Genomic DNA, 25452 nt, shown 5'->3' with positions numbered 1-25452 from the left:
CAGTTGTTGGTTTTTACCTTACCAGTATCAGCGTACCGGTTCGTTTTATTGGCCCGCAATAGGTTTTGGCTTTTATCACATACACATACCCTCCGCCCGGCTGGGGTATACCATTAAAGCGGCCATCCCAGCAGGCGTTTTCTTTGTTGGAACTGAATACTTTCTGTCCCCAACGGTTAAAGATGGTAAATTCTTCAATAACCACTCCGCCCCAGGTTTTTACTCCAAAACAATCATTGCGTCCATCGTTATTAGGCGTGAAGGCATTGGGTATTTCAAAAGATACTTTGCCGGTTGAGGTAACATTTACTGTTATGCTATCCAGGGTGGTACAGCCATCTTTAGTGCCTGCTACCACATACGTAACAGTAGTATCGGTTGATGAAACAGGATTGGGTGAGTATGGATGGTCCAGACCACTGGCAGGCGACCATACATAAGTATTGCCTGGCGTACCCGTAGCGCTCAACCTGGTTGTATGGGTTACACAATCAAGGTCATTCGATTTTTCTGCGGTTACAATGGGCGATGGTTTTACCACTACCTGTACATTGATGGTAGTATCGTTGTTACAAACATTTTCTTTTATATAAACGCTGTACAACGTACTGGTATCGGGTGTAGCTATAGGGTTAGGCAGGCCGGCATTGCTGAGTGAACCTGCCGGGCTCCATAGATAGGTATTGCCCCCTGTTGCTTTTAACACCACCGATTCGCCCTTACAAATGGCCTGGGGTTTATTATTTGATACCGTGAATTGAGTGGTTTGCAACTGTACGGTTACTGAGTCGGTATAGTTACAGTTATTAGCATCGGTAACCTTTACCAGGTATTTGGTGTCTGCCGCGGGTGTGGCAACGGGATTGGCTATGGCCGGGTTGTTTAAGGTAGCCGCCGGTGACCAGGTCCATGCCGTAAGAGCACTGTTGGCGTTCAACTGCACCGGGGTATTGCGGCAGGCTATCAGATTGTGGTTGCTGATAACCGTTGGTACCGGGTACAGGGTGATGTTTACGGTGTCTTTTGCCGAACAGCCATGTATGGTTGTACCGGTTACAATATACTGCGTAGTGGCTGTTGGGGTGGCCACCGGGTTACCGATGGCGGCATTTGACAAACCGGTTACAGGCAGCCACGACCAGCTGACAGCCCCGGTTGCGTGTAAGGGTACCTGCGCATCTTTACAGATGGTAGTATCATTATTCGTTTTTACAACCGGCGAATCGATGGTGATGGTTACACTGTCGCGCAGGATGGCGCCATTTATTTCAGCCGTATAATAATACGTTATTGTTGATGGCGTGGAGGTAACCGGGTTGACTACATTCGGATTGCTGAGCCAGGTTGTTGGTGACCAGCAGAAATTGGTTGCCTGCTGCGCCTGCAACTGTTTGGTGGTATTGAAACAGATGGTGGTGTCGCTGGTGGCTATAATATTGGCTGGTGTTACATGTACCGGAACCGTTTTGGTAATGGTGTCTTTACAGTACCCGCTTTGCAGCCCAAACTTCACCGTATAATCTCCATACGCAGGATAAACGTAGGTAGTGGTTGCAGTGCCGGTTGTTGTATTGCCATCGCCATAAGCCCAGTAGGGGTTCTGGATAGTAGCGCCGGTGCCGGTAAACTGTACCGACAGCGGGTTACAGGCATCAATTTTAAAGGTAAAATCACCCAGCCGGGCGGTTGTTTTTATAAGGTTGATGGTATCCGAGTTGAAACAGCCATTGGCATCGGTTACCCGTACATAATATTTTCCAAATGCATTGGCGGTAAAGGTTGGTGCAATGGACCCATCCTGCCACAGGAATTGGCTGCCTGCATTGCCTGCATTCAACACCAGGTTGTTTATGGCGCAATCGGTAACGTCGGGCCCCAGGTTTACCACCGGGTTTGGCAGCAGGGTAACTGTTATACTGTCCTTATTGCTACAGCCATTTACTACCGACTGTACCCAATATGTTCCGCCCGTATTTACTACCATTGAATCCTGGTTGCTGTTGCCGGTATTCCAGGTGTATTGGGCATTCAAAATGCCTGTGCCGATCTTTATGCTGGATCCTGTACAGATAGATACTGATTGAATGGGCGTGTGAGGTGGTACTGGTTTTACCACCACCTGTACGGTAGCTGAATCTATACAACCCGTGGCATCTGTAACAATCACTTTATAATCTGTTGTTACGGTTGGCGCCACTTTGGGGTTGGCTATAGCTGTATTGTTTACCCCGGTGGCCGGGCTCCACTGATAAGTAACTCCTCCGGATGCAGACAGTTGGGTAGAATCACCCTGACAAACAGCTGCATTCAACACGGAGGCTGTAACGTTCATCTTTTTAATAGCTACCCTGATGGTGTCGGTATAATTACAGGTATTACCATCTGTAACTGCCACGGTGTAAGTGGTAGTGGCGGTTGGTGTTGCCACCGGATCAGGAATGGCCGGGTTGCTTAACGTGGCCGGCGGTGTCCAGTTCCAGGATGCCAGGGCAGGGTTTGCTGATAAGTGAACAGACGTATTAGGACAGATAATGGTATCATGACTGGTAAAGATCACCGGTTCGGGGAACAGGTTGATCTGTACGGTGTCTTTGGCAGTACAGCCATGTACATTTGTTCCGGTAACAATATATTGGGTATTGGCTAACGGCGTGGCAATTGGATTGCTGATGGTGGCATTGGATAAACCTGTTGCCGGTAGCCACGACCAGGTAACAGCGCCGGTTGCCTGTAACTGAACCGGGGTGTTTTTACAGATGGTGGTGTCGTTGATGGTTTTTACCAGGGGCGTGTCTACGGTTACAATAACACTATCCCGCTGAATAAATACCGGGGCAAAGGAAATATCGTCAAGTGCAAAATCATTACCGGAAGCCACTGTATTCTTATTCACAATAGAGATGTTGGCCGTTGTATTATTTCCCGAATTCCAGGTTGTATAAAACTGGTCCCAAACGCACATGGCGTTCCTTCCCTGCAGGTTGTTCCCAATGGGAATGCCATTTATCGAGAACTGTAAGTTGGGCGGGTTACTGGCTGCATTGTTCACATTGATGTTCTGCAGCCAGGCCGAGAACGCATAGTTGGTATTGGGCGTTATGTTGATTGTCTGGGTCCATACAGCTACATTGGGCTGGGACGCACCATTTACCAGCAGCATATTACCGGTACCGGTAGTATGATCGGTACAGGTTCCCAGCAGCAGGTTCCAGGCTTGTGGCCTGGGGCCTACATAATATTCACCTTCATTGATGTTGCGGGTAGTATACGCATAGCCCGAGCCGAAACCGGTATTGCCCAGGTTGAAATCGCTGTTTACAACCAGGTTGGTACCGGGTACCTCGGCTGTATAGTAATAAGTAGTTGTGCCCGGGGTACTGGTAACCGGGTTGGGTATGTTCGGGTTATTAAGGTATGTAGTGGGCGACCAGCAGAAGCTGAGGGCCGGTTTGGCACGCAACTGACCGGTACCGTTAAAGCATATGGTGGTATCGGGCGTAAGAACGATGTCGCTCTGCGTTACGTTTACCGAAATATTTTTAATAATGGTGTCTTTACAAACCCCGTTTGCAATGGCGAATTTGACCGTGTAAGTACCAAAAGCCGCATAAGAATGGGTGGTGTTGAGACTGCCGGTAGTGGTATTGCCATCACCAAAATCCCAGGATGGGTTGGTGAGGGGATTACCTGCCGGGATGAACTGAACATTCAACGGATTACACACGTCCTGTTTGTAAACGTAATCTGTATTGCCTTTGGTTTGCTGGGATATTACGATCGTATCTGACCCTACACAACCAGCAGCATTAGTAACCCGTACATAATATTTTCCAACGCCGGCGGGCGTGAAAGTTTGCGCGGTTGATCCATTCTGCCACAAATAAGTAGCGCCTGCATTCCCGGCATCCAGGGTAAAAGGAGTAAAGGTACATACCAGTGTATCTGCCCCCAGGTTCACCACTGGTTTGGCAACAATATTTATAATCACACTGTCGCGGTTTGAACAACCGTATCGGTCTGTCTGAACCCAATAGGTGCCAGCCGTTTTCACGGTGATGGAGTCGGTTTTGTCGCCGGTGTTCCAGGTATACTGCGCATATTTTACGCCCGTACCAATCTTTACACTATCGCCTGTACAGAGATTAATAGTTTTTGTGGGGGTATGAACCGGTTCGGGCAATACCACTACCTGTTTACAAAAGGCCGTTTGCGTAGGCAGGCCATCATCGAGGGTGAGATTGATATTGTAAGTGCCAGGAGTGTTGTAGGTAATGGGCCCGGGATTTTGTGCGGTTGAGTTGGGAATACTTGCGTTGTTACAACCGGCAAAACTTATCCTGGTAACGGTTTGATTGGCTACGTTTGGAACAAACGTATACAGATCTGCACCCGCCCTGAATATTTTTGAAAGGCAATGCGGGAACTTCATATTCCCGATGTTGCCAAAGTTTACAGCAGTAGGGATGCTGGTTATGTTGTTGTTGAAGTCGAGCTTAAGAATGCTATTATAACTTTGATCGGCGTTGATAACATAGGCCAGCAGGTTACCGCAATATTTTATTACCTGGATATCCCATACGCTATGAAACTGGCCGCCGATATTGCCCAGGTTGGTGCCTGTTGGGTTATTCAATAATGAGCTGCCAAAATCCAGTCTTGTTAAGGTGCTGCTTACCGCATTGGTCACAAATGCATACCAGTTGCCGCCGTCGTTGATGGCATAAATACCTGTTGGGCCGCTCAAGGTGCCAATATTACCCAGGTTGGTGCCGGTGGGCGTATTGGAGAAGCTGTTGGTGAAATTAAACCTGGTTATGGTGTTGTTGTCCGAGTTTACGGTAAGCCCGTACCAAACTCCATTATTATCGGGGAATACATACAGGTCGTGTGGATAGGCCAGGCCGCCAATGTTACCCCAGTTGGTGGCAACCGGCGTATTATTGGCGATGTTAGTACCGAATTCAATTTTTAAGATGCGGGGGACCGTATTATTGGCAACAGTACCACCCACAATGATGGCATACCATTTCCCCTCATTTTTTATTACCTGGATGCCCTCTGCCCCAACGGGTATAATGCTGCCGAAATTGCCCAGGTTATAGGTGGTAGGTGTATTCAACAGGCTGGTACCAAATTCAAGGCGGAACAACTGACCGGTATAGTTATCGGTCATGAAACCATAATATTTTCCGTTATCCTGTACATAGTCGATGTAAACGGGCGATGTAAGGGAGCCGTTCAATACCCCCAGGTTGGCGCCAGCCGGCGGAGCATTTAAGTTGCCGGTACAAAACGTCCAGTAATACGAACTGGCGTTGGACGATGAGTTATTGGCGATGGTTACCGGTGTGGTTATGCAAACGGTATCGGGGGCGCTGAATTGGGCGATAACCGGGTTACAGGAGGATACTATGATGCTATCCCTGTTTGTACAGCCAAATACGTCTGTTTGTACCCAATAGATGCCGCTGGTGTTTACAATAATTGAATCGGTAGTGGCGCCGGTATTCCAGGAGTACTTTGCATTTTTTACCCCGGTGCCAATTTTTATACTGTTACCCGAACAAATGGTATACGTCTGTGCAGGCGTGTGGGTAGGCGGCGCCATCACCACAACCTGTTTACAAAAGCTTGCCTGGGTGGGTAACCCGTCATCGATGGTGAGGTTGATATTGTAAGTGCCCGGTGCTGAATAAGTAACGGGCAGCGGATCTTTTAACGTTGAGCTTGAAACACTGGCATTGGTACAACCGGCAAAGCGTAGCCGGCTGATGGTATTGCTGGCCGCATTGGTGATAAATGCATAAACATCATCATTTACCCTGAACAGTTTTGAAATAGAATGCGGAAAGCTGTAGTTACCGGTATTACCCAGTGAGGTTGCAGTTGGGGTGGCGGTGAGGTCGTTGCCAAAGTTAAGTCGTACCAGGTCGTTGTAGCTCTGGTCGCCATTAACAACAAAACCGGTGATCTGGCCGCAGAACTTCATAATGGTGAGGTCGCGCGGCGAGTGCAGCTTGCCTCCGGGATTACCGAGGTTTACGGGTGTGGGGGTATTCAACAGCGAGGCGCCAAAGTCGAGCCGGGTTATGGAAGGGCTGGAGGTGACCCCGGCATTGGTAATAAACACCCGCCAGAAGCCATTGTCGTTGATGGCATAAATACCAGTGGGGTAGGATAGTCCGCCAATATTACCCATGTTTATGGCAGTAGGCGTATTATTGAAACTATTGGTGAAGTTAAACCGCGTGAGCGTATAGTTGTCGGCATTTACAGTGAAACCATACCAGTTGTTGCCTTCTTTAAATACATGCAGGTCTATCGGTTGTTCCATATTACCGAGGTTGCCCCAGTTGGTAGCAGTGCCCGCACTGGTGATATTGGCGCCAAAATCGATCTTTACGATCCTGGGCTGCGTACCGGAGATCGTACTTCCGCCCACTATTATAACATACCACTTCCCTTCATTTTGTACTACCTGTATGCCTTCGGCTGCAGAGGTGGTTTGTAAGATACCGCCATAGTTACCCAGGTTCACAGAAGCAGGCGTATTGAGTAAACTGTTCCCAAAGTCGAGCCGCACTAAACTCCCGGAAGTATGGTTTGACACAAAAGCGTAGTAATTCCCGTTCGCATACGCATAATCCATGAACACCGGTACAGAAAGGTTACCCGGATTTCCTATGTTGACAGCCGACGGTGGGTTATTGATATTGCCTACACAAAAATTCCAGTAATAAGTAGTGGCCCCTGTGGTGGTATTGGTAATGTTTACCGGTGTGTTTAAACAAACGCTATCGGGAGTAGTGAATTGTGCCGTGACCGGTACACAGGATGATACTATAATGCTGTCCCTGTTTGTACAGCCAAATACGTCTGTTTGTACCCAGTAAACGCCACCGGTATTAACAGTTATTGAATCGGTAGTAGCGCCGGTATTCCAGGTATACTTTGCATTTTTTACCCCGGTTCCGATCTTGATAGTATTACCCGAACAGAGTGTATACGACTGGGTGGGTGTATGCACCGGCGGCGCCACCACCACTACCTGTTTACAAAAGCTTGCCTGCGTGGGCAAGCCATCGTCGATGGTGAGGTTGATGTTATAGGTGCCAGGAGTTGAATAGGTAACCGGCGCCGGGTTTTGTAAGGTTGAGCTGGAAACACTGGCATTGGTACAACCGGCAAAGCGCAGCCGGCTGATGGTATTATTGGCCACATTTGTAATAAAGGCGTATACATCATCATTTACGCGGAACAGTTTTGAAATGGAATGTGGAAAGCTGTAATTACCGGTATTACCCAGGGAGGTGGCCGTTGGGGACGTGGTAAGGTCGTTGTTAAAGTTAAGCCGCACCAGGTCGTAGTAACTGGGGTTACCATTCACCGCAAAACCGGTTATCTGACCACAAAACTTCAAAATGGTGAGATCGCGCGGGTGATGCAGGATCCCCCCGGGATTACCCAGGTTCACCCCTGTAGGTGTATTCAGCAGCGAGGAGCCAAAGTCGAGCCGGGTTATGGAAGAGGCCGTACCGATCTGGTTTCTGTCGCCGCCATTGGTAACAAATACCCGCCAGAAGCCATTGTCGTTGATGGCATAAATACCGGTGGGGTATTGTAGTCCGCCAATATTACCCAGGTTTACGCCTGTAGGTGTATTATTGAAACTATTGGTGAAGTTGAACCGGGTGATGGAATTGTTTTCAGCACTTACCGTAAGCCCATACCAGTTATTGCCTTCTTTAAATACATGCAGGTCTACCGCCTGGTCCATATTACCCAGGTTGCCCCAGTTGGTAGCAGTGCCCGCACTGGTGATGTTGGCGCCAAAATCGATCTTTACCAGCCTGGGCTGCGTACCCGCCGCTGAATTTCCACCCACTATTATAGCATACCAGTTTCCCTCATTCTGTACCACCTGAATGCCTTCCGTGGCGGAGCCTGACTGTAAGATGCCGCCATAATTACCCAGGTTGGTAGACGTGGGGGTATTGAGCAGGCTGTTCCCGAAGTTGAGCCGGACCAGGTTCCCTGAAGCGTAATTTGTCACAAAGCCGTAGTAATTACCGCCCGTATACACATAATCCATAAACACCGGAGCCGACAGGCTACCGGGATTGCCTATGTTGACTGCTGATGGCGGGGTATTGATATTGCCCACGCAAAAATTCCAGTAATAAGTGGTGGCGTTTAAGGACGTATTGTTAATAGTTACCGGCGAAGTCAAACAAACTGTATCGGGGGTGGTAAAGCCTATTGTTACTGCTTTACAGGAGTCGGGTATATAGGTACAATTGGAATTGGTATTGTTTATGGTGGCAGGGCCCCCTAATGTGCCATTCCAGGCGGGATTGCCCTGTTTATTCAGCAGATCATCGAAGGTATAATAAGCCAGCAGGCCGGTTTGGGTAGCGGGGGATGGCAGTGACGTGTTCATGTAAGCCTGAATGTCGGCCTGCGTTCTCGCTACGTTCCAGATACGAACTTCATTTACATATCCGATAAATTGTTCAGGCAGGGTTAACCCATCATAAATCCCGATCTGCGTATTCCAGTTATTCTGGTACAGGTTTCCGGTGGCGGCCACCTGGCTCATTAAAAAGCCATTGCGGTAAAATTTCAACGTACTGCCGTCATAAACCAGGGCTATGTGGTACGTTTTGTTCAATTCTATATCACAAATGTCAGGCGTTCTGAAATACCCGTTGCTGGTAGTGATCTCTGCATCATTGGGCCTCAACAGATAGTTTACATCACTGGGGCCGGTATGTTTAGATACAACATCGCCGGCATACGGCTGTCCACCCGTATACGGGCTGGTTCTGTTGATCACTGCTTCAACAGTGATCTTATTGCCGGGTACATCCAGGTCGCCTATCCGAAAGTAGGAAGACTGGGAGGGCACTTTGAGCCAATTATTGCAGTTTATCTGGGAAAATGAACATATAACAGTCAAGCACAGTACGGCAGTCAGAATATAAGACTTCATGGGTTGTATGGGGTATGTATACAGGGCTATGGTTAAACGCCCAAATATATTAAGATATTTCAAGCTGTTTATAAAATACCGACAAGCGTGCTGTTTCGGCAATAAGCGTGCAGTTTTGGCCGATAACCGTGCAATAAAAATCGGGCGGGCAGCCGCCCGTTTTTATAGGTTACTTAACTATAAATCAATATTTTTGAGGTTTAATACTATGGGCGCTAAAGTATCGATCATTATTCCATGTTATAACCAGGGGCATTTTCTGGATGAGTTGCTTGATAGTATAAGAGATTGTAATTCAGATTTGTACGAATTGATTATTGTGAATGACGGTTCCACCGATCAATTTACCAATGATAAGCTCCGCGAACTGAAGGCAAAAGGGTACCAGGTTATTTTTCAGGAAAACAAAGGTTTGTCGGGCGCCCGTAACACGGGTATTCAGGCAGCAACCGGGGAATATATCTTACCCCTTGATTCCGATAACAAAGTGCGCCCTGCGTATCTTACCCGGGCCATCGAGGTCATGGATGCTGCCCCCCGGGTAGCCGTGGTATATGGCAATGCTGAATATTTTGGCGAGCAAACGGGCACCTGGAAAACAGGCGCTTACAATATGCAAAAGCTGATGATCGCCAATTTTATCGATGCCTGTGCCGTGATCAGGCGGTCGGTTTTTGATAAGGTCGGTTTGTATGATACCAATATGAAGCTGGGATGGGAAGACTGGGACATGTGGTTGCGCATTTCATTTGCCGGGTATGAATTCAGGTATGTTGACGAAGTGTTGTTCGATTACCGGGTGCTGAACACCTCCATGTCGAAGACCCTGTATAACAATTACGCAAAACCCAACAGCATCGAAAATTACCTGCATGAGAAATATGCAACCAGGATGGGCCATCAGTATATTACGGCGCATTGGGTAAAACGGTTCAGGAAATCGCCGGTACTGTTTATTGCCAAACTCATTTTAATGACCTATTTCCCGCGTTATTATAATAATAAATTATTAAAGAAAAATAAGGTTAGGAACGGATTGTAAAATACCTATGATAGAATCAAAATATTATAACACCGATTTTTATTTAGATCAGCAGGATGGTTCTTTTCTGAGCGCTCAGCGAATATTACCTGTTATTGCCAATGTATTCCATCCCGCCTCTGTAGTTGATATTGGGTGTGGCGTGGGGTACTGGTTAAAGGTTTGGAAGGAAGAGCAGCATGTTAAGGAGGTGATGGGTGTTGAAGGGCCGTATGTAACCCCGGCCATGTTAAAGATAGACCCGGCCTTTGTTCAGTTTCAGGACTTAAAAGAACCGGTACAACTTAACCGGAAATTTGACCTGGCCATGTCGCTGGAGGTAGCGGAACATTTACCCGCCAGTCATGCCGAACAATTTGTGAAGTCACTTACTTCGTTAAGCAATGTGGTGTTGTTCTCTGCCGCTATTGTTGGCCAGGAGGGTACCTATCACATCAATGAACAAATGCCGGAATACTGGAGCAGGTTGTTTGAAAAGTTTGGCTTTGTTCCGGTTGACTATGTGCGTCCATTGATCTGGAATATGGAAAAGGTGGACTGGTGGTATAAACAAAACATGTTGCTGTTCATTCATAAAGACAGCCTTTCCCAATACCCGCAATTGAAAGCGGCGTACGAAAATACCAAACCCGACTATCTGCTGCGGATCCATCCCACTTTGTTCGGAGTAAAGGAAGAACGGTTGAACAGGATGAAAACGTGGATCGGGTATGTTCGCTATCGTTTATATCCCGTAAAGGTCCGCTTCCGGAAAATGTTTAATAAAAAAAGCATATGAGGGAGGAAGGACTGTCCAGGCTCAGTGATGTGAACCTGAACCGGAACAGGGCGGATTATATCGTAATGCATTACCTGATCCGGGACCTGCAGGTGGCCATTGGTAAATATGCCCGTGGCCGGGTGCTGGACATTGGTTGCGGTAACAAGCCCTATGAGGTTTTCTTTAAAGACCGTATCACGGGCTACGTGGGCTGCGATGTGGCGCAAAGCGATAAGCACAAAGTAGATGTTATTTGTGAGGCTACGGCCCTGGCGTTTCCCGATGCGCAATTCGACACGGTATTCTCTACACAGGTAATAGAACATGTTGGCGACCCTTTTAAAATGCTGCAGGAAGCCAACCGGGTTATGCAACCCGATGGGCTGATCATCGTATCTGCCCCTTTTTGCTGGGAACTACATGAAGAACCCTACGATTTCTACCGGTATTCAAAATACGGGCTGAAGGCAATGTTTGAGCAAAATGGGTTCGAGGTAATTGAAATAAAGGCGAATGGCGGCAAATGGGCAGCTATTTTCCAGATGAATATCAATATGGTCTATTCTACATTCAAAAAAAGGAAATGGTGGATCCGTATTGCAAAAGGCATCTTTGTTAATCTTCGGTTTACTGCGTTGTTAAACCGCGTGGGGCTTTGGCTTGACAAAAAGTACCATGATGAACTATTAACATTAAACTATGTTATCATAGCCAGGAAGGTAAAAAATGTCTGATCCAGTATTAATTTCAATTTGTATACCCGCATATAAGCACATCGACTTTTTAGAACGCCTGCTCAATTCCCTGACCGTTCAAACCTTCAGGAATTTTGAAGTGGTGGTCACCGACGACAGTCCCGATGATTCGGTTAAAAATGTATGTGTTCAATTCCAGCAATTACTTCACTTACGTTATTCCCGTAATGCGGTGACATTGGGAACGCCGGAAAACTGGAATGAAGGCATGCGCCTGGCACAGGGTAAATGGATAAAAATGATCCACGACGATGACTGGCTGGCCACCGAAAACAGTTTGCAACGGTTTGCCGATGCCATTGAGGCCCATCCCAATGCCGCTTTCTTTTTTTGCGCCTACCGGAATAACTGGATCGGCAGCGGCCGTACGAAAGACGTAGCTATCAATTCCTTCTACTATAAAGAATTATTGAAACAACCCGCCGTGCTGTTTTCGGGCAATATGGTGGGGCCTCCCAGCGTGGTGCTGCACCGCAATGATAAAACGTTCTTTTATGATAACAGGGTAAAGTGGGTGGTTGATATCGATTTTTATATTCGCTATTTAAAAACCACCACAGCAGTATTCATCCCGGAAGTGCTGGTGAATGTGGGCATGGGTGAGCACCAGGTAACCCAGGATTGTTTTAGAAAGCGGCCGGTTGAAATACCTGAAAACTTTTACCTGCTGGGCAAGACAGGCATTACTGTCCTGAAAAACATGCTGGTGTATGATGCCTGGTGGCGGTTGATGCGTAACCTGGAGATCAGATTCGAGCAGGAGATCCGCGAATCGGGTTATTCAGGTCCCATACATCAGGTGATCGGTTCTATGATCCGCTGGCAAAACAGGCTGCCGCGGTTTGTATTGAACAATGGTTTGTTTTCCAAGATCAGTATGTTTGTGCATTATTGTTTACACCGTAACCAACTTCGGCCGTAAGGTGAAATATAGTTTATTCCCGATAGTAATTATTCTTCTGTATACCTATTCTGTTTCTGCGCAGGAGTACGGCTATACCCATTACGACAGTAAAGACGGGCTGGCCGGGGTTACAGTATATTCCATGGCGCAGGATAAGGACGGTTTTTTATGGTTAGGTACCGAAAACGGATTAAGCCGGTTCGATGGCACCCATTTTAAAAATTTCACCCGGGAAGACGGGTTGCCTGATAATGAGATCATTCAGGTGTTTGCCGATTCAAAGGGCCGGGTATGGATAGCCCCATTCAAAAAATATGTTTGTTATTATTATAAAGGAAAGATCTATACGCCGGCCAGCGATCCTGTTTTAAAGCGCCTGCGCATTGACGATAATGTATTAGGTTTTGCAGAAGATAAGGCGGGTAATATTCTTATGCAGGAAAGGAAAAAAATGCACCTGGTTGAGGTAAATGGCCAGGTTACTGTCATTGATTCAATTCAGGCGAAGCCTGCGGTTGGTATTAATGCTATCTGTGGCCGCGCCGATAATGGATTTAGAGTAGTGGACGATACAAGGGTGTATGATCTCATCAATAAAGATTTCCGGTTAATAAAAACGATTTCCGCCTATTCCAGCCACCCCCTGTCTTTTTCAATAAATGCGGGATCTATGATCTGGCGCAGGGACAGCGCCCGCGCCGCGTGGATCTCATTCAATAAGGAACAAACGATAACTTTCCCATTTCAGAGTATTCATAATAGTGTTAATTTGATAGATGAGGAGCATGTGGGGGTATCAACAAGGAACGGCGCATACATGTACAATATAAACCGGCCCGATAGCGCCTATCATTTTTTGCCAGGGTTATCAGTAAGTAAAATGTTCAGGGATTCAGAAGGAAATCTCTGGCTTTCTACACTGGGGCATGGGTTATTCAAATTAAGCTCGTCCTCTGTTTTAAATATCAGGATCAGGCGGAATAATATATTTTCCCAGGTTTTTGCATTGGCGCCTTACAGGAATACTATTCTTGCAGGCACCGAGTTGAATGAATTGTATCTGTTGAACAGAACAACGGGAACACTTAAAAATGAAAAGATACCCCTGTGTGGCAGGGGGGGCGCCGTGGTGAGTGCTATAAGTGTTTATAACGACGAATATATCGTGGTGGGATCCGAGTCCTATATGTATCTGTTAAAGGCGCATTTTAAACGTGTGGATTGCTTTCATCATGTTGCTGTAAAGAACCTTTTTTTTACAAGTGATCAGGTATTTGTTGCTACCAATCAAAACGTGTTTGTGATCGATCCCCAAACATTTAAAATAAAAGACACCGTGTGGCATGCCCGGTCAACTGCTGTATTTGCCAGTCACGATACCGTTTATATTGGCACATTAAACGGGTTGTATTGTTACATGCCCGATAAGTCAATCAGGTTCCTGGGCGAAAAACTGCCTGCTTTAAAAGCCCGTATAACCGCCATTTGCCAGGATGCTGCCGGGGTTTTGTGGGCAGGAACTTATGGTGATGGTCTTATAGGTTATAAGAACGGCCGTATAACGGCCCTCTTAAACCGGCATAACGGGTTAACAAGCAATGTTTGCCGTGCTTTGTACAGCAATGGTGATTTTCTGTGGGTGGGTACCGATAAAGGATTGAACAAGGTGAACCTGGCGCGAACCGGTCACCCGGTCATAAAATACACCACCGGTGATGGACTGGCTTCCGATATTATCAATACCATATACGTGGAGAATAATAAAGTGTTTGCAGGAACACCGGAAGGCATTACCTGTTTTGATGAAGGGAAGATATTTAGCCATTCCCGGTGCGACCTGTTGTTCACTGATATTGCAATAGGCGGTAAAACCTATGATGCGGGTGAGGGGCCGGTTCATATACCTCATGCACAAAATAATCTCCAGTTTAATTATGTGGGCATTTCGTTCAAATCGAATGGCGATATCCGTTACCGGTACCGGTTGCTGGGGCTGGATAGTAACTGGAATGAGACCCGGGAAACCAGTTTAACCTATCCCACCTTACCTTCAGGTAATTATATCCTGCAATTGCAGGCCATCAATAAATTTGACGTAAGCAGCCGGCTGCTTACCCGTGCGTTTACCATTGAAAAGCTATTGATCGAGAAAACCTGGTTCCAGGTTTTGCTCGGGTCCCTGTTCCTGGCCATCACCGGATTGACGGTGTGGCTGATCATCAGGCGTTTCAGAAAACGCGAGCAGGAAAAATCCGCCTTTATAAAACGCATCAACGACCTGGAACAATTGTCGCGAAAGGCGCAAATGAACCCGCACTTTATTTTCAACAGCTTAAACTCCATTCAACAATATGTAATGGATGCCGATGTAACGGGGGCTAATAAATTTATTTCCGGCTTTTCGCGGTTGATCAGGCAAACGCTCGACTTCTCTTCAAAACCGGAAATAACGCTGGAAGAAGAGCTGGATTACCTGACGAATTACCTGGATATTGAAAAAACACGGCTGGAAGGTGCTTTTGACTGGGTGGTGCAGGTTGATAAGGCGGTAGATCCGGCAGAATATTATATTCCACCCATGATATTGCAGCCGTTTGTAGAAAACAGTGTGCGGCATGGCCTCCGTTTTCGGAAAGATAAGAACGGGGTGGTAACCATTTCGGTAAAACGGGTGGGCGATCACCTGGAGTGCATACTGGAAGATAATGGGGTGGGCAGAAAGGCCGCCATGCAGTATAAAAGCATTTCGCCCATCAATTATCAGTCGAAAGGATTGTCGCTGACGGCCGACCGGATTACCATGTTCAACCAGGAACATGCGCAAAAGATCACTATGCAAATTGATGACCTGGAAGATGACAGGCAAAATGCGTTAGGAACAAGGGTTACCATAAGTTTTCCTGTTTTATAATTCAATATCATATTTTTAATGTTCCAATGAACTGTAATTTATTCCTGGCTTTTATCCTTCTTTTTTGTCCGCTGTTTATTTACAGCCAGGAGTACAGCTATACCCATTATGATAGCAAGGACGGCCTCGCCGGTTCAACCGTTTACAATATTACCCAGGATAAGGAAGGTTTTTTATGGTTTGCTACCGAAACGGGTTTAAGCCGGTTCGATGGCACGCATTTTAAGAACTTTGGCCAGGAAGACGGGCTGCCCGATAACGAGATCATTCAGTTGTTTGCCGATTCAAAAGGCCGGGTTTGGCTGTCACCGTTCCGGAAAACCGTTTGCTATTATTATAAAGGCACCATTTACAACAGCGAGAACGATTCTACGTTAAGAAGGCTGCATTTGCCGGAGAATGTAATACGATTTGCCGAAGACCGCGATGGAAATATTTTACTGCAGGAAAAATCAGGCTTCCATCTTATCCATACCAACGGGCAGATCACGGCTTTTACAACTATCAACGGCAAACCCTTTGGTTATATTTCATCGATCGCCAGGTGGAAAGACGGCGGCTTCCTGGTGTTGCTGGATAATGGATTTTATATTTTGAAAAATAACCGGTTTACTTTATGGCGTTCTGCTCAATACGAGGTGTGGCATTTCAATTATTCGGCGTTTAGCCAGGAAAGCATGGTATGGCGGAAAAATTCGCTCCATTTTTCCGTTATTACACCACAGGGCAATCAAACCCTTCAATATCCGAATCGGCTTATAGATGTTTTCATCAATATGGCAATGCCCGATGTTGATCATGTGGCTGCCTGCACGCTTGCAGGTGCTTTTGTATATGACCTGAGCAAACCCGACAGTATTACGCAATACCTTCCTGGCATAACGGTGTCCAATATGTTTAAAGATTCTGAAGGCAACTGGTGGTTCAGTACAATCGGGAAAGGGGTGTACCGGCTGAACTCTGCCGTAGTACTGAATTTGCGGTCAGTTGTAAAAGATCAGCACGATTACCAGATCCTGGCCATGGGACGATATAAAGGCTGGATATTGGCAGCCGGCAAAATGAACCAGCTCCTTAAACTCTCTGCAAAAACAGGAAAGCTGGAGGGATACACTTCTACTATCCTGAACTTTACGGCCCCCGTATTTATGGACGGCAATTCGGGAAATGACATGTTTTTGGGTGGTAAGAATTTCCTGGCGACGCTATCGCCCGATTTGAAGCATTATACCAAGATTATCCGGTTCGTTTCTGTTAAGGCAATGTGCGGGTATAAAGGTTCCATCCTGGTTGGTACTGATGTAAATGTGGTGAAAGTAGACCCGGTTAGTTTTAAAGTGACCGATACAATCTGGGATGAGCGGGCCACCAGTATATTTTCAAATAATGATACGATTTATCTCGGAACGCTCAAGGGGCTGTATCGCATCCATCCTGATAAAAGGAGTGAATACATGGGCGAATACAGCAGGCTTTTTCAAAGCAGGGTATCGGGCATCACCGAAGATTCCAATCATGTGATCTGGGTGGCTACGTTGGGCGAAGGGTTGATTGGGTGGAAGAATAACCAGATCGTTAAACATATTACCTGGCGGGATGGACTTAGCAGCAACATTTGCCGCGCGGTTTTTATGGAAAACGGTCATTTATGGGTAGGCACCGATAAAGGATTAAGCAAAGTGCAGGTACTGCAACCGGGTTATCCCATAGAGAAATATACCACCAACGACGGGCTGTCTTCAGATATCATCAACTGCGTGTATGTAACGGGCGCGAAGGTATTTTTAGGAACACCCGAAGGTCTTACCATTTTTGATGAGGATAGAATGACCAGCCAGTCACATTGCGACCTCCGGATCGTAGATGTTACTGTGGGCGGAAAAGGGTATTATCCGGGCGATGCGCCCTCCCTTATTCCCCATGAAAAAAATAATATCCAGTTGAATTATGTGGGGATCTCCTATAAATCGAACGGTGATATCCGTTACCGGTACCGGCTGCTGGGGTTGGACAGTGCGTGGCACGAAACCAGGGAAACGTTTTTGAATTACCCCGCATTACCTTCGGGCGATTATGGTTTGCAGATCCAGGCCATCAATAAATTCGGGGTATGCAGCAAGATCCTGATGACCAGGTTTACCATAGATAAACTGTTGTACGAAAGAACCTGGTTCCAGATATTATGCGGGCTGTTGTTCCTGACCTTTACGGGTTTTGTGGTTTGGCTCATCGTTCAACGCGTTAGAAAAAGGGAGCGGGAAAAAACGGCTACCACTAAACGGATCAATGAGCTGGAGCAATTGAGCCGCAAAGCGCAGATGAACCCGCATTTTATTTTTAACAGCCTCAACTCTATTCAGCAATATGTAATGGACGCCGATGTGGCGGGCGCTAATAAATTCATTTCAGGGTTCTCCCGGCTTATCAGGCAAACACTTGATTTTTCTTCCCGGCCCGAGATCAGGCTGGAAGAAGAGCTGGATTACCTGACGAATTACCTGGATATTGAAAAAACACGGCTGGAAGACGCTTTTTCCTGGGTAGTGGATATCGACAAATCGGTTGATGACCTTACCGATTATTACATCCCGCCCATGATTTTGCAACCGTTTGTGGAGAACAGCGTACGTCACGGCCTGCGTTTCAGGAAAGACAAAAACGGTGTTGTGACTATATCCGTAAAACGCGAAGGCGATTACCTGGTATGCATCCTGGAAGATAATGGCATTGGCCGAAAGGCGGCCATGCAGTATAAAAGCGTGTCGCCCATCAATTACCAGTCTAAGGGTTTATCCTTAACTGCCGACAGGATAGAAATGTTCAACCGCGAGCATGCGCAGAAAATCCGCATGTGGATAGATGACCTGGAAGATAATTTTCACAATTCCTTGGGTACAAGGGTGACAATCTATTTTCCGGTATTATAATATATTCATTTTCTTTGCCGTATGATTAACGCACTAATCGTAGACGACGAACCAAAAAACATCCGGATCCTGAATGGACTGCTCAACGAAAGCTGTCCCGACGTACGTATCATCGGGGAAGCCGTAAGTGCCGAAACAGCCATGCCGCTGATTGCTGAAACCCGTCCTGACCTGGTATTCCTGGATATTGAAATGCCGCATGGGAATGCTTTTGACCTGCTTGACAAAATAATGCCCATTGACTTTGAAATTATTTTTATTACCGCATTTGATGCATATACTTTAAAGGCCTTTAAATACAGTGCGCTCGATTACCTGTTAAAGCCTGTAAGCATCGACGAATTAAAAATGGCGGTGCAAAAGGCAAAAGACAGGATCAGGGTAAAGAACATCAACGTGCAGCTGCAAAACCTGATGTTCAACATCAACAGACCTAATTCGTCGCTGCAAAAGATTGCCCTGCCCAATAACGATGGGCTGGTATTTATTCAGTTGTCGGAGATCATTCGCTTTGAGGCCAAAGGTGGTTATACTTATGTGCATGCCACCGATAACCAGAAATACGTTTCATCGCGCATTATTAAGGAGTACGAAGAAATACTGCCGCCCGATCTGTTCTTCCGCATCCATAACTCGCACATCATAAACCTGAACTTTGTGAAGAAATACCACCGGGGAAGGGGTGGGGTGATAGAAATGAGTGACAGTGTATTGATTGAAGTGGCTACCCGCCGCAAAGATGAATTTCTGGCGCGGTTCGGGATCAAATAAACCCCGCGGCTGCTCAATTTGCTATGAAGCGGGCTGCTTTTTGTGCAATATTGTCCCAGTAAAATTCATCAAAAAAAGCAGGGGGAATATTGGCTTTGTAAGCAGCCAGTTGTATTATTTTTTCAGCAAAATCAGTTGAGATATTATCTGTGATCTGCAGCTTGCCGTTGCAGATAGCTGCATCGATACCTATAGCGCCATGGCTGGTAGAAACCGCACTCATATTATACCCCAGTGCTTCTACCAGCTTTGTTTTTATACCGCCGCCTTCTGTAATGGGATTTAAAAAAATATCGGCGCCTTTGAGGTAGGTGGTAATGTCATCAACAAAACCGGCAATAGTAAAATTGGGCAGGTTTAACTTACTGACAGCTGGTGGAATGTCTTTACCGCAAATGAGGATGGTGTATGTAAAGGAACTGTTTTTTTGTAAGGCCGGGTACACCTCGTTAATTATGCGTTCCAGCGCATCGAGGTTGGGTTTATAATTAAAGGCCCCGTTGAATAATAAAATACAATGGTCCGCGGGGATGGCATGTTTTGACAACAATATTTTCCTGGCCGCTTCTTTTTCATTGGCTGCAGGTGGGGTATTCCATTCAATACCATAGGTAATGAGCAAACACCGCTGTGGTAGTAATTTAAAATGTTCAATGGCATACCGGCGGTCATCGTCCGTAATAAAGAAATTATAGTCTGCCTGCCGGTGTACATATTTTTCGTATTGCCACAGGATCTTCCACCACCATTTGCCCATCATTTTCCAGCGCAAGCCTTCAATATTGTGTGAGCGCACTACCAACCGCACACCCGTAAACCACTTTAACAACAGTCCCAGCCAGCCGAAATACGGATGTTCCAACTGCAGGTGGGTGATTTGTTGCCGCCGGATCACAGACCGGATGGTAAAGAATTTGAAAAGATTCATGTAGCGGAGCGGGGAGTTATTCCAAACAGGTAAAACCTCGTAACCATCTGCTGCTGCCGGATCGTTATTACTGGTAGTAATGATCATAAACCGTACATGCCTTGCGATGTATTTGCAGTATAAAGCAACAGCCCTTTGTCCGCCCATTACCGGGGGAAAGATCTTATAAGAGACCAGGGAAGCAAGTTGTACCTGTTTTGCGTTCATAAAAAAGAAACCAGTTGCCCTTACAGGAGCAACTGGTTTTATTTATAGTTTGCTTATGCTACAGTTTTCTTTTTATTGATCATGGGCCAAACCAACTGACCGATGAAGGTCAGTAAAAGCAGCATAATGATCCAGCCGCCAATGCTTGTAATCGTGCTGCCGGTGTTATACATTTTCGGTTCAAACCTGAATTCGATGGCATGTTTGCCGGCAGGTATTAACAGGGTCCGCAACACATAGTCTGCCTTGGCAATGGGCGCTTCTTTGCCATCGATGTAGGCGTGCCAGTCTTTATAGAAGATTTCACTGAACACGGCCAGGTGCGGCGCATTGCTGTTGCTTTCGTATTTAACGTTCTCGAAATCGAAAGCGGTTTGTTTAATGGTAGCGCCGGAACTGCTGTCGGCAGGCTGCCAGCCGGCGATTTGCGAATTGAACTTGTTGTCAACGACGGCTGTTTCGGCCGGGTTGAAACTGTTCAGGGCCTTCATTTCTTCAATGGGACCATTTACCAATTTTACATTTTTTACAAACCATACATTGCCTAATGCATTGGGGTTTGGTGCGGCCACGGCGCCGCCTTGTTGTGTTTGCTGGATAACATATTTTGTATTCAGCATGTTTATCACGTTCAGGTTGGGCGAGCCGCTCAGCTGATATTGCATCAGGTCGTCGTAAATGCCCAAGCGTGCTGGGTGATAACCACCTATCGATTTGTGATAATAAGAGGTACGGGAATCGCCGGCGAACGGATCACCCACTGTAGTATTCAATACCCTGAAGTTGGGGTCTTTGTCCTTCAATATCGCCTGGTCGGCAGGGGTTAATGGAAACTCGGAAGCCTCATAATTATCCTTGCTGCCAAAGTTAAAACTGTTCAGGTAGTTGCTGTCCATGGTCAGCAGGTCGATGGTAGATAATAATCCTACCGCGGCCAGCATAATCACGGCATTGATCTTTTTAATGGCGAAAAGATAAATAGCAGCCATGGCCAGCAGCACAAAGATCAGCGAGCGTAAGATGGTAGCGCCAAAAGCGCTCTGGCGGTCTTCGCGTAAAGCGGTGAGCAGGCCTTTTGCGGTAGCTGCATCGCCTTTGGCCATGTATAAAAAGTTCTCATAAATGTGGTTGTCCTGTTCGGCCGGGTATGCCGCGTTGATGGAATCCATTGAAGCTTGCATATTGGCCCTGGGGCCGCCACTCATCAGCTGGGTCATGGCCACCGTGCGCTTTTTATTTTCAACGCTGTAGTCGGAGGTGAAGTACATGGCAGCTGCGATTACAAAGATGGCTCCGGTAATAAGCGCGGCCAATTGCAGCTTTTTCATGTCGATGGCCGTGTTGGCTGTCAGTTTTTCCAAACCCAGCGCCAGGGCAATGGGTATTACCAGCCCGGTCATTTCGAGCGCCAGGGTAGGCACCCGCAGTTTATTATAAAACGGAAGATGATCGAACAGGAAATAGTTGAAGCCGGGGAAGTGTTTGCCCAGGGCCATAAATACGCCCAGGACAGCGGCCGTGAGGATCCACCATTTGTGTTTATCATCCAGGTAAACCATGGCGAAAATGAACAGCATACACACAATAGCGCCCAGGTAAACAGGGCCTGCAGTAAAGGGTTGATCGCCCCAGTATAAACTGCCGCTTTGTTGCAGCGCTATATTGCTGGCCTGCTCTTCCGGAACATTTAATTTTTCGGTCAGGAATTTGGCAACATGTGAGTTCTCGGTGAGTTTGGGATAAATAAATTGTTCGCCATCGCGTTCTGCTCCGTGTGAGCCGTAACCCTGTGCGCCAGGGAACATGAGGCTCAGCGATTCCTGCCAGCCATAACTCCACTGAAATGCATATTCCTTACTTAAGCCTGTTGTTTTATTGCCGCTTACTACCTCGTTGGCGTTTTGTTTATCCATCACCAGCTGGCCGTTGCGTTTCGATTCTTTTGAATAATCATATACGGTCAATAGCGTAACAGCATTTACCATGATGCCTATGATACAGCCCACGGCTAAAAGGCCAATGGCTTTTAACGCCGGTACGGCATTGCCAGCCCTGATGTGCTGTACCAGGAAGAACAATACCATAAGGCCCATCACCATGAACATATAATAGGTGATCTGCTGGTGACCGGCTGCTATCTGCAAACCGGTAAACAGGGCCGTGACAATAAAACCGGAAATATATTTTTTATCGAATAGTAAAATAACGCCTGCGAGGCCGGCCGGTGCGTAGGCCAGGGCCAGCATTTGGGTATCGTGACCGGCCGTGATATAAATAGGGAAGGTGGTACTATAGGCAAATGCCAGTCCGGCAATAACAGCCACCCAGGGCCGAATTCGCAAACAAATGCACAGGAAATAAAAACAAATGCTGGCCAGGAAGAACATGTTTATTGGCTTGGGCAATCCCAGCTTCAATACGAGATCTATAACACCCAATGGCGTCCAGGGGCCATCCATGGCAATCTGGTAAGCCGGCATACCAGCATACATGGCTGGTGTCCATAAAGGCCAGCGGCCATGTGTTTCTTTCCATATATTCGACTGGTGAACCATGCCCTCCCAGTTGGTAACATCGCCCTGTTTCATCACTACGCCGCTTTCGAGGGCAGGCTTGGCAAAGAATAAGGCGACCACTAAAAAAATAGCAATGGATACCAGATGTGGCATTACCTGTTGCCAGAGTGTTTTCTTCATTATTGCAAATAATTAATAGTTGGGCAAAATAATGCAATTTTACAGCAAGTTGAGGTCTAATATGAAAAGTTTAATATTTTTCAGTCGGGTGGCTTTTATTTGTAATGTCTGCTTTGTATTGGTATGGATCATGCGCTTTTATCCCATTCTTAAAACAGGGCAAACGGGCGATATGGTATCCCTCGTGCTGATTTTAGGTATTTTGGTAGCGTTTCTGCTAAATCTGGTGGTAAACGGCTTTATTCTTGCCCTTATTTTGCAACGTAAACCGGTATTGAAACATTTCCCGGGGTGGCTTATAATTACTAATTTTCTTTTTTTATTTCCCCAGATAATACTTTTTATAAAATGATCCAATCCATTATTAAGGATAAACCGACCCGTCTCTTTGTTTTTTTTACAGCTTTTTTTGTTGCCAATGCCCTTATTGCGGAAAGCATTGGCACCAAACTGTTTTCACTGGAAAAGTTACTGGGCGTACCTCCTGCGAACTTTACCATGTTTGGGCAATCCGGACTGGCATTTACCCTTACCTGCGGGGTCTTATTGTGGCCGCTGGAGTTTGTTATGACCGACATTATCAATGAATATTATGGTCCAAAAGCGGTACGCAGGATCAGTCTTATTGCGGTATGTTTAATTTCCTACGCTTTTTTAATGTACTATATGGCCATTGGTATTCCTCCTGCTGATGTATGGCTTGGCATGGGTAAAAAGAATGGCATCGATAATATGCAGGTGGCGTTTGGCGGCATCTTTGGTCAGGGCATGCGCATCATTGTCGGCAGCCTGGTAGCCTTTCTGGTAAGCCAGCTGGTTGATGTGACAGTGTTTCATAAGATCAAGAAACGCACCGGCGAAAAATATGTATGGCTGCGCGCCACCGGTTCTACCGTAGTATCGCAGCTGGTAGACAGCTACATTGTATTGTTTATTGCCTTCTCCGGTTTATTTACCTGGCAACAGATCCTGGCTATTGGCATGATGAACTATACTTACAAATTCCTGGTAGCAATTATACTTACACCCACCTTGTACCTCATTGAAGGCAGAATTGAAAAATACCTGGGACATGATGTGGCGAAGAAGATGAAGTTGGCGGCCATGGGACACGAAAATGAATAACCAATGTGATAATTCGATAATGTGCTAATGTGATAATGAAATACAGCTCACGTGAGTGCTTCGCGTGAGCTGTTTCATTTACAGTAGCTGACAGCTCTGTATTTCATTTGCTGATTTTCACATTTGCACATTACTTTTGCCCCTTATGATAAAGATTCGCCTCGCAACCGAAAACGACCTTACCACTGTTGAACAGCTGGCGCGGGAAATATGGCCTGTTGCCTATGATGGCATTGTGCCGCCGCAACAGCTGGCCTATATGCTTGACCTTATTTACAACAACACAGCCCTGCGCGACCAGTTACTAAACCAGGATCATATGTTTTTACTGGTTGAACAGGATGGAAAACCCGTGGGTTTTGCCGCTTATTCAACCGTAGCCCCCGGTGTAAGCAAACTGCATAAACTGTACGTACACCAAAGTACCCAGGGCCAGGGACTTGGTAAAATGCTCGTAGATCATATAATAGACCAATTGAAACCCCAGTCGTTTCACACCTTACGATTGAATGTAAATCGTTACAACAAAGCCCGGTTCTTTTACGAAAAGCTTGGGTTTGAAATTAAGAAAGAAGAGGATGTGGATATTGGAAACGGATACTTTATGATAGATTATGTTATGGAGAAGCCATTAGGATAATAGGCTAATCTGCCAGTGGATTTGTATTTGTTTTCCATTAGCTGATCAGCACATTATCTCATTAGCTAATTTCTTCTTTGATGTGCTGCTTCCGCGACAGCTCCTGGTGCAGGCGGATGGACCTTACAGACATGCGGACTGCGATAAACCAGGCAATCAGTGCACAGCCGATCAACGGCCAGTTGCTGACATATTTTTTTGCCTGGTGGCTGCCCTGTAACAGCAAAAAGAAATCGAAGGCGCCATGAAATACAATGGCCAGCAGAATACCTTTTACAATATGTTTGATGGCATTGGGCGCATCAAATTTGGCCAGTCCAACATGGTAGCCGATCAATACGGCAAATGCGGCATGCGAGGGAACCGACACAAACATGCGGATAAGCCCGGTTTTAAAACCATAATTCAATACATAACCGATATTCTCCAGGGTGGCAAAACCCATACTGATCATTACCGAATAAATAATGCCATCGAATGGCTCGTTGAATGCCTCGTTGCGATAGGCGTAATACCGCAGCATTAGATACTTGCTGCCTTCTTCGCTGCAGGCCACTATAATAAATGCCAATAAAAAATAATAAGTAATATCGGAATCGGGGTTGGGGAACCGGGTGAACAGTACCGGTTTTAACAGGGTTTGAATTAGAATGGCCGGTGCAGTGGCCACCATACCCAGCAAAAAAGAGATCAGCAGGGGCTTTAATGGCTCCCGGTCATATTTATCCCGCGAATAGATATAGATAGTGATAGCGGCGCCGGGCGCTACAGCCAAAGCTAATAACGAAAGCATG

At 46.4% G+C, this 25452-nt stretch carries 13 protein-coding genes; 9 read left to right on the top strand and 4 right to left on the bottom strand.

Going from position 1 to position 25452, the window contains the following annotated elements; all coding sequences use genetic code 11:
- Positions 1 to 13 precede the first annotated feature (13 nt).
- A complete protein-coding gene (locus NIAKO_RS14840) occupies positions 14 to 8908 on the bottom strand; it encodes a T9SS type B sorting domain-containing protein (RefSeq protein ID WP_014219265.1) in 8895 nt (2964 codons plus the stop codon).
- 277 nt (positions 8909 to 9185) lie between these two features.
- Between NIAKO_RS14840 and NIAKO_RS36785 the strand changes: the two genes are divergently transcribed.
- From NIAKO_RS36785 to NIAKO_RS14805, 7 genes are read left to right on the top strand one after another with little or no spacing between them, the layout of a single operon-like run.
- Positions 9186 to 10034, top strand: a complete 849-nt coding sequence (locus tag NIAKO_RS36785; RefSeq protein ID WP_165761297.1) for a glycosyltransferase family 2 protein — start codon at positions 9186 to 9188, stop codon at positions 10032 to 10034.
- A 7-nt stretch (positions 10035 to 10041) separates the two neighbouring features.
- Positions 10042 to 10812: a methyltransferase domain-containing protein gene (locus NIAKO_RS14830; protein WP_014219263.1), complete on the top strand. Its 771-nt coding sequence runs from the start codon at positions 10042 to 10044 to the stop codon at positions 10810 to 10812.
- Entirely contained in the window at positions 10809 to 11528 is a 720-nt protein-coding gene (locus NIAKO_RS36780; RefSeq protein ID WP_014219262.1) for a class I SAM-dependent methyltransferase, read from the top strand. The genes NIAKO_RS14830 and NIAKO_RS36780 overlap by 4 nt, the downstream gene beginning before the upstream one ends.
- Positions 11521 to 12471 (top strand): glycosyltransferase family 2 protein, encoded by a 951-nt coding sequence (locus NIAKO_RS36775; protein ID WP_014219261.1) that lies wholly within the window; start codon positions 11521 to 11523, stop codon positions 12469 to 12471. Before NIAKO_RS36780 ends, NIAKO_RS36775 begins: the two co-directional genes overlap by 8 nt.
- Positions 12431 to 15364, top strand: coding sequence for a sensor histidine kinase (locus NIAKO_RS14815; protein WP_014219260.1), 2934 nt, complete (start codon positions 12431 to 12433; stop codon positions 15362 to 15364). The genes NIAKO_RS36775 and NIAKO_RS14815 overlap by 41 nt, the downstream gene beginning before the upstream one ends.
- A gap of 26 nt (positions 15365 to 15390) precedes the next feature.
- A complete protein-coding gene (locus tag NIAKO_RS14810; RefSeq protein ID WP_014219259.1) occupies positions 15391 to 18291 on the top strand; it encodes a sensor histidine kinase in 2901 nt (966 codons plus the stop codon).
- Positions 18292 to 18312: 21 nt separating this feature from the next.
- Complete coding sequence (locus tag NIAKO_RS14805) at positions 18313 to 19062, top strand: LytR/AlgR family response regulator transcription factor (RefSeq protein WP_014219258.1); 750 nt, start codon at positions 18313 to 18315, stop codon at positions 19060 to 19062.
- Positions 19063 to 19075: 13 nt separating this feature from the next.
- Here NIAKO_RS14805 and NIAKO_RS14800 read toward each other — a convergent pair whose 3' ends face one another.
- On the bottom strand, positions 19076 to 20197 hold the full coding sequence (locus tag NIAKO_RS14800) for a glycosyltransferase (protein ID WP_014219257.1): 1122 nt from the start codon (positions 20195 to 20197) through the stop codon (positions 19076 to 19078).
- A 53-nt stretch (positions 20198 to 20250) separates the two neighbouring features.
- The gene (locus NIAKO_RS14795; protein WP_014219256.1) at positions 20251 to 22893 is read right to left on the bottom strand and encodes a YfhO family protein; all 2643 of its coding nucleotides are present in this window, start codon (positions 22891 to 22893) and stop codon (positions 20251 to 20253) included.
- 348 nt (positions 22894 to 23241) lie between these two features.
- On the opposite strand from NIAKO_RS14795, the gene NIAKO_RS14785 reads away from it, so the two are divergent.
- Positions 23242 to 24018: a queuosine precursor transporter gene (locus NIAKO_RS14785; RefSeq protein WP_014219254.1), complete on the top strand. Its 777-nt coding sequence runs from the start codon at positions 23242 to 23244 to the stop codon at positions 24016 to 24018.
- Positions 24019 to 24163: 145 nt separating this feature from the next.
- Positions 24164 to 24658: a GNAT family N-acetyltransferase gene (locus NIAKO_RS14780; RefSeq protein ID WP_014219253.1), complete on the top strand. Its 495-nt coding sequence runs from the start codon at positions 24164 to 24166 to the stop codon at positions 24656 to 24658.
- A gap of 61 nt (positions 24659 to 24719) precedes the next feature.
- Here NIAKO_RS14780 and NIAKO_RS14775 read toward each other — a convergent pair whose 3' ends face one another.
- Entirely contained in the window at positions 24720 to 25451 is a 732-nt protein-coding gene (locus NIAKO_RS14775; RefSeq protein ID WP_014219252.1) for a PrsW family intramembrane metalloprotease, read from the bottom strand.
- Position 25452: the final 1 nt, after the last annotated feature.

The sequence above is a fragment of the Niastella koreensis GR20-10 genome, assembly GCF_000246855.1.
Lineage (GTDB): Bacteria > Bacteroidota > Bacteroidia > Chitinophagales > Chitinophagaceae > Niastella > Niastella koreensis.
The sequence above is the reverse complement of the archived record's forward strand: the minus strand, read 5'-3'. Positions and strand labels throughout refer to the sequence as shown.